The following is an 11637-nucleotide window of genomic DNA, read 5'->3' on the forward strand; positions in this document are numbered from 1 at the left end:
GAATCACGTGACCGTTTCCAGCGTGCAACTCCGCCGCCCTTGGTTTTTCTTAGCGACGCACCACGGCCTCTACAACTGCGGCGTCCAGCGTCGATTGCGACGAATGACGGGGAGGTCCTGCCAAGTCAGGTGCACACCCTGACGATGAATGTTGATCAGGATGCCGATGGCCATCATGGCGGCGAGAATGCTGGATCCGCCATACGAGACGAAGGGCAGGGGAAGACCTTTGTTCGGCAGCAGCGCGGTGGTCACGCCCATGTTGAGCAAGGCTTCCAGGCCCAGCAGCATGGTCAAACCAAAGCCGAGCAGCTTGCCGAAACGGTTCGGCGCATAGGCGCTGATGCACATTCCGGCGAAGATCAGAACCACAAAGGCTGCCACGGTGCCAAGCACGCCCCAGAGACCCAGCTCTTCACCGACCATCGGGAAGATGAAGTCCGTGTGCGCTTCAGGAAGATAGGAAAGCTTCATGCGCCCCTCGCCGAGACCGCGACCATCCATGCCGCCAGAACCGAAGGCAAGCCAGGACACCCACTGCTGAAGGCCGATGCCGTCCTTGTACTTCTCCAGATCAAGCACGGCGATCACACGCTCAAAGCGGTTGGGTGCAAACTTGATGCCCGTGAGCAGCGCTCCGATGCCCGAACCAATAATAACGGCAAGATACTGCCAGCGTGTGCCGGCCACAAACATGATGCCCGTGCCTACCGCGGCAGCTACGGCAGCATTTCCGAGATCCACCTCGCCACCGATCATGAGCACCACACCACCGAGCAGAACACCAGGAAGCAGAAGACCATGCTTCAAGGTGCGCTCCAGATCCTGATGCGTGGCAAACCAGCCCGCCATCGCGATGATGAGGGCGATCTTCGCCAGTTCGGAAGGCTGCAAAGTCATCGAGCCAAAGCCGATCCATCGTGCCGCGCCGTTCACACGCTTCGCCAGCAACGGCTTGAAGCCAAGCAACTGCGAGAGATGCCACTCATAGCAGATGAGCAGGCCGACTCCCGCGATGCCGAGCAGCCACCAGCGCCACTTGTACCAGCGGTTGTAGTCCACCACGGCCATCACCAAGCAACCGACGAGGGACAAGCCCACCCACATGACCTGCTTCCACACGGTCACATAGGCCTCACCGCCGCCTTCTTTCGTGAAGAAGCTTGTGCTCGCCAGCATCGTGATGCCCAGACCTGTGAGCAGCGCGACCGCAAGGATGAGGAAGACGATGGAACGTTTGGCCATGTCAGAGCAGGAGTTGGGAGATGAGAGTGGGTCGGGAGAAAGGCAGATGCAGACAAAAGTGACGCGAACGGGAATCGCGGATCACTTGCCTGGGATCACCAGCTTCATGCCATCACGCAGAGCCTCAGGCTTGGTGATCTTGTTGGCAGCCTGCAGGGACTTCACGCTGATTCCATTGCGGCTGGCGATGCTGTAAAGAGTCTCGCCTGGCTTGACGGTGTAAGCTTTCGTGGACTTCGGAGCGGTGGCAGGTGCGGGAGCGGACTTCTTCGCCACGGACTTCTCAGCCACGGCAGGAGGCGTGTAGCGCTTCACCGGGATGGCTTTCGGCACATCGTCCTCAGCTTTGGCGATCACAGGCTTTGGAGCGGGCTTGGCAGGAGGAGCTTCGTCGATCTTCGGCAGATCTTTCTTCACCACAGGAGCAGGAGGTGCTTCAGCCACTTCCATCTTGGCAGGCGCTTTCACCGCAGGCTCGCCCGTGGCTTCCTTGGTCACAGCAGGCGGCGGAGTTTCCTGCACGCTAGGTGTCACCAGGGCTGTCGTGCTGGCGCCAGGAGTCGGAGCCAGTTCATTCTCAATGGTGGACTGGAAGGAGAAGGTCTGCTCGCCAGGAGCCGTGAGGGACATGGGTGACTCAGAGGCAGCGATGCTCGTCTTCGGAATCGAAGGGGCAGCGACAGGCAGCTCGCCATTCACACCAGCCACACCGAGACCCTGGGCTCTCACCACCGGCTCTTTGGGATAACGAATGATGCTGTTCGCCTCAAGCTGAGTGCCTTTGTCGAGCATGTTCATCTTGATGAGCACGTCCTCGCTGACATTCAGCTTCTTCGCCACGCTGGCGATGCTGTCGCCGGAGCGCCACTCATAGGTCGCGCAGTCTTCGATCGGGATCTGGGCGGCCAGATCCGCGGCGTTCACCGCCGGAGGTGGCAGCGCGCTGGCGGAGGAACTACTGGAAGTCGTGCTGCTGACCACGCTGGTGGCAGGCGCGGCGTCCTCGCCGTTCAGCCAGTCATAGACAATGATGCCGCCGATCACGACGACGTGGATGAGCAGCATGACGAAGAACATGCGGGCCATGCCGGTGTTCGGCTCATGCTGGTTCCACTCCGCCTCTTCATTGACCATGGCGACGCGGTGCTTGTGTTTCTCCCCCTCGACGAGGTTCAAGAGCAGTCTGTTTTTGTTCTTTTTCATGGTGTTGCTCGGGTTCGTTGTTGTCTGTGAAAAGGGGAGGGCGTGGTCTGACGCAAATCAGCCCAGCGCATTCGATGCCGTGCGGAAAGCTTCGCCGCGCTGGCCATAGCCGGTGTACATGTCGAAGGACGAGGTGCCCGGGCTGAGGATGATGCTGTCCCCAGGCTGTGAGATCTCTGTGGCGATCCGCACCGCCTCGTTCATGTCTGCCGCCAGACGGCAGGGCAGGAGATCCGAAAAGAGATCGTGCAGCGGCTGCTTGATCTCGCCGATCAGCACCATCGCACGCACCTGGCCTTTGAGTTCCGCTCTCAGCGGTGTGTAGTCGAGACCCTTCTGCTTGCCACCGGCAATGAGCACGATGGGGCGGTCCATGGCACCGATGCAGGCTTCCAGCGCATGCAGATTCGTGGCCTTGGAGTCGTTGATGTATTCGCGGTCGTTCAGGACGCGCACGAGCTCGCAGCGGTGCTTTGGCACCTCATAGCTCGCTACAGCGGCCAGCGCGTCCGCATAGGGCACGCCATGGACATGGCAGGCCATCATGGCGGCGAGGATGTTTTCCATGTTGTGCTTGCCACGCAGAGGGATCGCGGAGGCATCGCCAATGCGCTGTCCATCGATGAAGAACTCACCCTGGCTGTAGGTGGCGTTCGCTTCCATGCCATAGGCGGAGAAGGTCAGGCGCTTCGCAGCACCGGAGGAAACCGTTTCACCTGCGCGCACGATGGCGACATCATTCGCGGTGACGTTTTCAAAGATGCGCGCCTTGGCCGCATAGTATTCCACCATGCCCGGGTAGCGGTCCAGATGGTCCGGGGCGAAGTTCAGCCACAGGCTGGCCTTGGCGCGGAAATGCTTGATCGTCTCGAGCTGGAAGCTGCTGATCTCCAGCGAGAGCACGTCATAGGGCTCGCCAGAAGAAACCACCTCGCTCAGCGACATTCCATGATTGCCGCAGGGGACGGAGCGCTTGCCGCAGGCGGTGAAAATATGCGCGATGAGCTCCGTGCAGGTGCTCTTGCCGTTCGTGCCGGTGATGCCCACCATCGGCATGTCCGTGAGGTTGAAGGCAAACTCCATCTCGCCTTCCAGAGGCACACCAGCATCGGTGAACTTCTTTGGCAGCGGCCAGCCAGCATCCAGCCCAGGGCTGATGATCACACGCTGAAACTCACCCGGCTTTACCACCAGCTCACGCGCTGCCTGCCCGGCCACGGTGTGGAAGTTTTCCGCGTGCAGCTTGTCCAGGGCACCCTGGATCTTTGCCGGATCTCCCTCGTCAAACACCGTCACCTCAGCGCCTTTCAACCGCGCCAGACGCGCAGCGCCAAGGCCGCTGCGACCAGCACCAAGAATGGCGAAGTGTTGATGGGTGAACATGAATCGGGAGGAGTGGGAGCTGTCCGTGAGGCAATGCTACAGCCTCTAATATAGCACGATAACTCTTAAAGGTTATTAAAATTTAGCTAAAGTTAATAATTTTTGATGAAGTGATGCGCAGATAAGGGAAATTTCAAAAAGACCTCAGCGCAGCTTGAGGGTCGCCAGGCCCATGAGGGCGAAGAAGAATGACAGGATCCAGAATCGCACGATGACCTGGTTTTCATGCCAGCCGCCGAGCTCGAAATGGTGATGGATCGGTGCCATGCGGAAGACCCGCTTGCCACGCTTCTTGAAGCTGATGACCTGGATGATCACGCTGGCTGCCTCCATGACGAAGACACCGCCCACGAGGGCAAGCACGATCTCCTGGCGGCAGGCGATGGCGATGCTGGCAATGCAGCCGCCGAGCGCGAGGGAGCCCGTGTCACCCATGAACATCTTTGCCGGATGCGCATTGAACCACAGGAAACCAGCGCAGGCGCCTGCGAGTGCCATGGCAATGATCGGGATCTCATTCGCCAGGGCATGATGAGGCACGCCGAGGTAGTTCGAATAGAGCGCGCTGCCTGAGACATAACCAAAAGCGGTGTACGCCATGGCCGTGGTGAGGGAGCAGCCCGTGGCGAGACCATCCAGGCCGTCCGTGAGGTTCACGGCATTGGAGGCACCCACGATGATCAGCGTGAAGAAGATCACCGCGATGAAGCTCATGTCTGCGATGATCGGGCCTTTGTAGAAGGGCATGAACAGCGCACGCAGTGTCGAATCACCGCCGAACTGGACAAAGGCTGAGGTGTTGGCCTTGCTCGCGGCGTCGATCGTCGCATCCGTGGGCACGAGGTAGCAGAACACGAGCGCCGTGATCACGGCCACGCTTGTCTGCCACACCAGCTTGGTGCGGGCGCTGACACCTTTGGAGTTCTTCTTGCTGATCTTCAGGTAATCATCCCTGAACCCGAGGGCGCCGAGGCCGATGGTGCAGAAGAGGATGTTCCACATCATGATGTTGTCCCATTTGGCCCAGATCAGCGTGGAGACCACGATGGTGCCTAGAATCAGAATACCACCCATGGTGGGGGTGCCTGCCTTCTTGCCATGCAGTTCGAAAAGCTTGTGCACCTCTTCAGCCGTGCGGATGGGCTGGCCGATCTTCAGAGAGATGAGCTTGCGGATCAGGCGGTCCCCAAACATCAGGGACAAAAAGAACGCCGTGATGGCCGCGCCACCTGCGCGGAAGGTGTGATACTTGAAGATGTTCAGCAGCTTGTAGACGAACGCGTCGTCGCTGATCACGCCCGTGGACTCGAGCCAGTTGCGGAGTTCGTAGAGCCAGTAAATCATGAGTGGGAGAAATGGGTGAGCACCTTCTCCATGCCGGCGGATCGGCTGCCTTTGAGCAGCACGGCATCTCCGGGCTGGAGAACGGATTTCAGATGAGCCGCACAGGCTTCATGCGTGGTAAAGTTACGTGTTTCTGCCTGGCCGGCGGCCTTCGCGGCCTCGCTGATCAGCGCGGCTTCATCACCGACCGTGTAGATGGCTGTGAGACCGAGCCCGGCGGCATGAGTGCCGACTCCGCGATGTCCTTCCACGGCATGGGTGCCAAGCTCGCCCATGCGGCCAAGCACGGCGATCTTTTGCCCGCGTGTTTGCAGCGCGGCGAGAGCAGCGAGCCCGGCTTTCATCGAGTCAGGATTCGCATTGTAGGAGTCATCGATGAACTGGATGCCCTGCACCGCCTTGGTCTCCATGCGTCCACCCGTCAGCTTCGCATAGCGCAGTGCCTCGGCGATGTCTGTGGGAGCGATGTCATGCGCCCAGCCCATGCAGGCGGCGAGAGCGGCATTGCCCACCATGTGATCCCCGATGATCGGCAGGAAGGTCTCCACGACCTCGCCCGCGAAATCGAGCTTGAAAGCCGTGCCCGCAGCATCGGCGCGGAGGTCAAAGGCACGCACATCACCGGCATTCGTGCCTGCGCGGTAAACCGTGGCCTGGCAATGACGGGCGATGAGGTCGCTATACTTGTCATTCGCATTCAGCACCACCACACCCTCGCCATGGACATTCGCAGGCAGGGTGCCTTTTTCCCAGGCGATCGCATCCTGCGAGCCCATGTATTCGATGTGCGCCATGCCGACGTTCGTGACGATGGCCGCATCCGGCAGAGCGATGTCCACCAGCGTCTTGATCTCGCCTGGATGGTTCATGCCCATCTCCACCACACCGCACTCATCCGCTTCTTCGAGTGCCAGCAGCGTCAAAGGCACGCCAATGTGGTTGTTCAGATTCCCCAGCGTGGCGCGGGTCTGATACTTGCTGGCCATGACGATGGCCGTGAGATCCTTGGTGGAAGTCTTGCCGTTGCTTCCTGTTAGGCCAATGATCAGCGGCTGCAGCAGGGAGCGATATCCCCGGGAGAGATTCTGCAGGCCCACGAGTGTGTCATCGACCTCGATCAGCGCGCAGCCGTCGCTGCCAGTGCCACGGCCTCTTTCGATCAGAACGGCACTCGCTCCCGCAGAGATGACCTGCGGCAGGAAATCATGAGCATCGAATTTGCCACCCTTCAGGGCCACGAAGAGATCACCGGGCTGCACCTTGCGTGAATCCGTGATCACGCGTGACACAGGCACGCTGCTCATTCCGGACAAAGTGCCGTCCGCGAAGCTGGCAAGAGTCTGGAGATCGAGAGACTTCATCGGCTGGGGGGCGGGCGGCGTCCGCCTGGAGGGCCTCCTGGACGGTCTTCAAAACGGGGACGGCGTGGTGGCGGTCCATCAAAACGGGGACGCATCGGCGGACGCTGGTCACCCGTGCCACCAGGCATGCCACCTTCACGCGCGGCGCGCTCGGCATCACGTGCTTCACGCTCTGCTGCCCACACGGCCTCGCGTTCGACTCGCTCGGCATCACGATCACCGGTGATCTTCACCAGCAACTGGCGCACCACACGACGGTCATCAAACGGATGCTTCACACCCTGGATCTCCTGATAGTCCTCATGGCCCTTGCCAGCGATGAGCACGATGTCACCCTCGCGTGCATTCTCGAGAGCCGTCTTGATGGCTTCACGACGGTCCACGATGGCTGCATGACTCTTCGGCCTCGCAAAACCTTTGACCGCATCTTCGACGATCGACTCGGGAGCCTCGCTGCGCGGATTGTCACTGGTCACCACGCAGATGTCGCTGTTCGCTTCGGCAGCGGCGGCCATGCGCGGACGTTTGCTGCGGTCACGATCACCACCACAGCCAAACACCGTGATGATGCGGCGCGGGCGCAGCGCACGGATGGTCTTCAACACATTCACCAGCGCATCGGGCGTGTGCGCATAGTCCACGAAGACCTGGAAGCGGCTCGAGTCACTCGTTACACGCTCCAGTCGGCCGGGAACCTGCGGCGAGGCTTTCAGATGGGTGATGGTCTCGCGCAGATTGAGACCTGCGGAGTGTGCCGCCGCGAGAGCGCCGAGGGCATTGTAGACATTGAAATCGCCAATGAGTGGCAGGCGCACCAGGAAGGAGCGGCCTTTGATCTCCAGCTCAAAGGTGCAGCCCGTCAGGTCATAGCGCGGGTTCACTGCGCGGTAGTCAGCGCCGACACCGAAGCCGAACTTCAGCACGCGGCCGGTGCTTTCATAGCGGGTGATCAGCTTGCGGCCCCACATGTCATCCATGTTGATGACCATGCTGCCTTTCGGCTGAGAGGCGATCATCTCAAACAACCGCACCTTGGCCACAAAGTAGGCCTCCATGGTGCCGTGATAGTCCAGATGATCCTGCGTGAGATTCGTGAAGATGCCCGCGGCGAAGGTAAGTCCGTGCACACGATGCTGGTCCAGGGCATGGGAGCTGGCTTCCATGGCCACCGCCTTGCAGCCATTGCCCAGCATCTGGGAAAACAGGCCCTGGATCTCCAGGGACTCAGGCGTGGTATGCGTGGCGGGAACCTGCTTGCCACCTACATCATAAAACACGGTGCTCAGCAGTCCGCAACGCTTCTGACCTGCATTCATCAGATGATGCATGAGGAAGGCCGTGGTCGTCTTGCCGTTCGTGCCGGTCACAGCCAGCGCGATTAAATCCTTGGCTGGGAAGTTATTCAGCGCCGCTGCACCTTGGGCGAGCGCGATGCGCGTTTCCTTCACATGCACCCAGGGGATGGTGCAGTCATTCGGCGGTGCCTGTTCGGAAATGATGGCCGCCGCACCGGACTCGATGGCCTTTGGGATGAAGTCATGACCGTCCGACTTGCTCCCTCTGAGGGCCACAAAGGCGGTCTTGGGCGCGATTTTTCGCGAATCGTAGGCAAGCGCTGTGATCTCCGTGTCCAGGCTGCCGCTGGTCACAGGTTTGTCGAAATGGGAAATAAGGTCGCGCAGTGTCATTCTTGAGCCCCTCCTTCGAGGGCAAGAGGGCGGTTGGGCCGGATGGAAAGCTGTTTCAAGACCTCCGAGGCAATTTCACCGAAGATCGGTGCTGCCACCTTGCCGCCGCCGATGGCTGATTTGTCCTCACATTTGGGATAATCAAGCACAACCACACAAACGATTTTGGGATCCTTGGCCGGCGCGAACCCCGCAAAGGATGTAATCCACTGGCCCTCAGGGTAGCCGCCCTTGCGGATCAGCTCGCCTTTTTTGTCATAGATCGGGTTAAATTCAGGGTCGTAGCGGCGGCTGGTGCCGGTCTTGCCGGCCACTTCCAGGCCCTCGAACTTGGCCCGGCTGCCGGTGCCCTCGTCGACAACGAGTTGCAACAGCTCCCGCATGGTTTCAGCGGTCTTGCCCTTGCAGACCTGACCCACCACTTCTGGAGGCATGACGTCCACCTTGCGGCCCCCGTCGCTGACAATGCGGTCCACGAGGCGCGGCTTCATGAGGATGCCGCCATTGGCAATGGCTCCATAGGCCATGGCCATCTGGATGGGCGTGCAACTCATCTCGTAACCGATCGGGAAGCGGGAGTAGGTGGCGTTTGACCAGGAGGTCTCGTTCACATAGCCCCTGCTCTCGCCATTCAGGTCAATGCCCGTCAGGCGGCCGAAACCGAAGGACTTCACGTAGCTCAGGAACTTCTCCTGGCCCAGTTTCTTGAAGATCTTGAAGGTGCCGATGTTGCTGGAGTGCTTGAAGACATCCGGCACAGGCACCACGCCCTGGCGTTTCAAGTCGTGCAGAGGTACTTTGAAGACGGGGTCAGTGTAGTCACCGAGCTCGCAGTCAAAGGTGGAGTTGGTGGTGATCCTGCCAGAGTCGAGCGCGCCGGTGAAGGTCACGATCTTGAAGGTGGAGCCTGGCTCATAAGGTTCATAGATGGCCAGATTCTTCCAGTTCGTGGAGGCAGGTGTGTTGCGGTCGTGATCGGGGCGGAAGCTCATCGCCAGCACGGAGCCGGTGGCCACTTCGGTGACCACAGCCATGATCTTGTTAGGCTTCCAGGCCAGGTTCGCCTGTTCCACGATGCGGTCCACGGCATCCTGCAAAGGCATGTCGATCGTGAGATGCACATCACGGCCATGCACAGGCTCCTGCACATCGCCACGGTACAGCGGCAGCTCGCGGCCCGCCTTGTCATGCTCCACTTCCACGCTGCCGGGAATGCCATGCAGGATGTCCTCACGGGTCTTTTCCACGCCACGCACACCGCCTTTGCCATCTTCCACACCGCCCACGATCAGCGCCAGGCGGTTTTCGGTCGGATAGCGGCGGCACACCGTGGAGTTTACGTAGACACCCTTGATGTAGTTATCGGCAAAGAGCTTCTTCCACTCCTTCGCCTGATCCTCGCTCATCTTCTCAGCCAGCATTTCCACCTGCTCGGTGGAGCTGAGCTTGGCCAGCACCGCTTCCTTGGTCACGCCAAGCTTTGGCGCGATGATGGTGGCGATGTGTTCATGATACGCGGCGATGATCTGCGCATCACTCATGCTGCGCGTGAGATCACGCACACCGACCTTGCGCACCTTCGCCAGCGCCATCTTCACCGTCGGTGGCTCATGCAGGTGCACGCGGTTCGTGCTGAGATGGAAGATTTCCTCATCATAGGCCAGGTAGCGGCCGCCGTGGTCCTTGATGGAGCCACGCTGCGCGGGCAGGGGACGGATTTCACGAAACTTGCCGGAGGCCAGCTCCGCGAGGGCAGGGCCGCGCTTCAAATGCAGATCGTAGAGGCGCCACACGACCGCGGAGAAACCCAGGGTGAGGCCGCAGGTGACGACAAGCATCCGCTGCACGAGCGGACGATCACGACGGATCTGGCGCTGAGTGGGGGCGGGAGCAGGCATCATGGCTTGGAAAGGTTGTTGGCAGGCGCGCTGTCGTTATTAGCCACAGCCTTGGCGGCTGGGATGGGCTTCAGATGAATGATGGATCGGGTCTGCGGATTCAGCTTCTGAAGCCAGGTGCCCTTCGCCTGGAGGATGGGCTGCACCTTGGCTCCATCGAGCATCTGGTCGATCTTCCGTTCCAGGTTCGTGATCTCGATGTTTAGCAGGCGCATCTCCTGCTCCACCTGGCGCTGCTGCTCCGCCAGCGCTGCCACACGGTTCTTGTTCACCACCACGCTCAGCGCGGCCAGCAGCACCGCAGCACACACGATCAGCACCGCCGTGATGACCGGCAGGCCGATGGTGTTGCGATACTGGTTACGTTTCATCATGGGAGCCGCTCGGCGGCGCGAAGCCGCGCGCTGCGGGCGCGGGGATTGAGCTCCAGCTCTTGTTCGCTTGCTTCCACGGGCTTCTTCGTGAGCAACTTCAGGCAGTGATTCGGATTCGTTTTCGGGGCTGGCCATTCGGGGCGGTCAATGAAAGGGGCTGCGTAATTCTGGAAGGCTTGTTTGACGATGCGGTCTTCGATGGAGTGGAAGTCAATGATCACCAGCCGCCCTCCGGGTTTCAGCCACTTCGGCGCTGCGGCTAGGAACTCTCGCAGCGCAGGTAGTTCTGAGTTCACCTCACACCTCAGAGCCTGGAAGGTGAGTGTGGCCGGATTTTTCTTGCTATGCTTCGGGCACACGCGGCCGATCATCTCCGCCAGTTGCAGAGTGGTGGTGAAGGGTGCCTTCACCCGGTCCTGGCAGATGGCGCGCGCAATGCGGCGGGCATTCTGCTCTTCGGCATTTTCACGCAGGATGCGCTCGATGTCCTCCTGCGCCCAGGTGTTCACGATGTCCGCAGCGGTGAGAGGTGCGCTGTTGTCCATGCGCATGTCCAGCGGACCGTCCTTGGCGAAGGAGAAGCCACGCTCAGCCGCATCGAGATGCCGGCTGCTCACACCGATATCGATCAGCATGCCATCAAGCCCGCCCACACCCGCCTCAGTCAGCACGGTGGGGAAGTCACGGAAGTTGCCTTTCAGCGCGCAGAAGCGGTCGGCATAGCCTTTCAGCCGCTCGCGCGCATAGGCCAGAGCCTCGTCATCCTGGTCCATGGCCACGATGCGGGCACCCTGCTGAAGCAGCGCCTCGGTATGGCCTCCACCACCCAGAGTACCATCAAAGATGAGCTTCCCAGGAGCGGGCTGGAGGAAGTCCAGCACCTCCTGCATGAGCACAGGCAGATGGTAAAAGGGCAGGTCGCGCTGAGGCGTGGAGGGTTCTTCGGACATATCGGGTTCCTTACCACCGCCTGGCGGTGTGTGCCTCTGTTTGAGCGATCCACGCCCCCAGGGCATCAGGTCATCCATCGCATCATGGGCTCCAAACCAGGGCCAGATGCCGACATGGAACAGCTCGCAGACCTCTTTCCAACCGTCTCTCAAAAGTGTCCCCAACCCGGGAGCCGCCGCGGAAGTCGGGG

9 protein-coding genes are annotated in these 11637 nt (G+C 60.4%); all 9 read right to left on the reverse strand.

All coding sequences use genetic code 11. The annotated features are described in order from the left end of the window. Window positions 1-69: 69 nt before the first annotated feature. On the reverse strand, window positions 70-1245 hold the full coding sequence (locus tag BGE01nite_RS07950) for an FtsW/RodA/SpoVE family cell cycle protein (protein ID WP_146849906.1): 1176 nt from the start codon (window positions 1243-1245) through the stop codon (window positions 70-72). A gap of 81 nt (window positions 1246-1326) precedes the next feature. After that, window positions 1327-2448, reverse strand: a complete 1122-nt coding sequence (locus tag BGE01nite_RS07955; protein WP_146849907.1) for a LysM peptidoglycan-binding domain-containing protein — start codon at window positions 2446-2448, stop codon at window positions 1327-1329. 57 nt (window positions 2449-2505) lie between these two features. Continuing rightward, window positions 2506-3831, reverse strand: coding sequence for a UDP-N-acetylmuramoyl-L-alanine--D-glutamate ligase (gene murD / locus BGE01nite_RS07960; protein WP_146849908.1), 1326 nt, complete (start codon window positions 3829-3831; stop codon window positions 2506-2508). Between the two features lie 144 nt (window positions 3832-3975). Then, entirely contained in the window at window positions 3976-5175 is a 1200-nt protein-coding gene (mraY, locus tag BGE01nite_RS07965) for a phospho-N-acetylmuramoyl-pentapeptide-transferase (RefSeq protein WP_146849909.1), read from the reverse strand. Further along, on the reverse strand, window positions 5172-6536 hold the full coding sequence (locus tag BGE01nite_RS07970; protein WP_146849910.1) for a UDP-N-acetylmuramoyl-tripeptide--D-alanyl-D-alanine ligase: 1365 nt from the start codon (window positions 6534-6536) through the stop codon (window positions 5172-5174). The genes mraY and BGE01nite_RS07970 overlap by 4 nt, the downstream gene beginning before the upstream one ends. Next, on the reverse strand, window positions 6533-8224 hold the full coding sequence (locus BGE01nite_RS07975; protein ID WP_146849911.1) for a UDP-N-acetylmuramoyl-L-alanyl-D-glutamate--2,6-diaminopimelate ligase: 1692 nt from the start codon (window positions 8222-8224) through the stop codon (window positions 6533-6535). Before BGE01nite_RS07975 ends, BGE01nite_RS07970 begins: the two co-directional genes overlap by 4 nt. After that, complete coding sequence (locus BGE01nite_RS07980; protein ID WP_146849912.1) at window positions 8221-10125, reverse strand: peptidoglycan D,D-transpeptidase FtsI family protein; 1905 nt, start codon at window positions 10123-10125, stop codon at window positions 8221-8223. Before BGE01nite_RS07980 ends, BGE01nite_RS07975 begins: the two co-directional genes overlap by 4 nt. Continuing rightward, window positions 10122-10496: a hypothetical protein gene (locus BGE01nite_RS07985; RefSeq protein ID WP_146849913.1), complete on the reverse strand. Its 375-nt coding sequence runs from the start codon at window positions 10494-10496 to the stop codon at window positions 10122-10124. The genes BGE01nite_RS07980 and BGE01nite_RS07985 overlap by 4 nt, the downstream gene beginning before the upstream one ends. After that, window positions 10493-11446: a 16S rRNA (cytosine(1402)-N(4))-methyltransferase RsmH gene (rsmH, locus tag BGE01nite_RS07990; RefSeq protein ID WP_146849914.1), complete on the reverse strand. Its 954-nt coding sequence runs from the start codon at window positions 11444-11446 to the stop codon at window positions 10493-10495. The genes BGE01nite_RS07985 and rsmH overlap by 4 nt, the downstream gene beginning before the upstream one ends. Between the last annotated feature and the right edge of the window lie 191 nt (window positions 11447-11637).

The sequence above is a fragment of the Prosthecobacter gellanilyticus genome, from assembly GCF_007992435.1.
Taxonomy (GTDB): Bacteria; Verrucomicrobiota; Verrucomicrobiia; order Verrucomicrobiales; family Verrucomicrobiaceae; genus Prosthecobacter; species Prosthecobacter gellanilyticus.

Bases quoted from the DNA above. Each gene is read 5' to 3' on its own strand.
- BGE01nite_RS07950 (WP_146849906.1), bottom strand. From the start codon at position 1,245: ATGGCCAAACGTTCCATCGTCTTCCTCATCCTTGCGGTCGCGCTGCTC.
- BGE01nite_RS07970 (WP_146849910.1), bottom strand. From the start codon at position 6,536: ATGAAGTCTCTCGATCTCCAGACTCTTGCCAGCTTCGCGGACGGCACT.
- mraY (WP_146849909.1), bottom strand. From the start codon at position 5,175: ATGATTTACTGGCTCTACGAACTCCGCAACTGGCTCGAGTCCACGGGC.
- rsmH (WP_146849914.1), bottom strand. From the start codon at position 11,446: ATGTCCGAAGAACCCTCCACGCCTCAGCGCGACCTGCCCTTTTACCAT.
- BGE01nite_RS07985 (WP_146849913.1), bottom strand. From the start codon at position 10,496: ATGATGAAACGTAACCAGTATCGCAACACCATCGGCCTGCCGGTCATC.
- murD (WP_146849908.1), bottom strand. From the start codon at position 3,831: ATGTTCACCCATCAACACTTCGCCATTCTTGGTGCTGGTCGCAGCGGC.
- BGE01nite_RS07975 (WP_146849911.1), bottom strand. From the start codon at position 8,224: ATGACACTGCGCGACCTTATTTCCCATTTCGACAAACCTGTGACCAGC.
- BGE01nite_RS07955 (WP_146849907.1), bottom strand. From the start codon at position 2,448: ATGAAAAAGAACAAAAACAGACTGCTCTTGAACCTCGTCGAGGGGGAG.
- BGE01nite_RS07980 (WP_146849912.1), bottom strand. From the start codon at position 10,125: ATGATGCCTGCTCCCGCCCCCACTCAGCGCCAGATCCGTCGTGATCGT.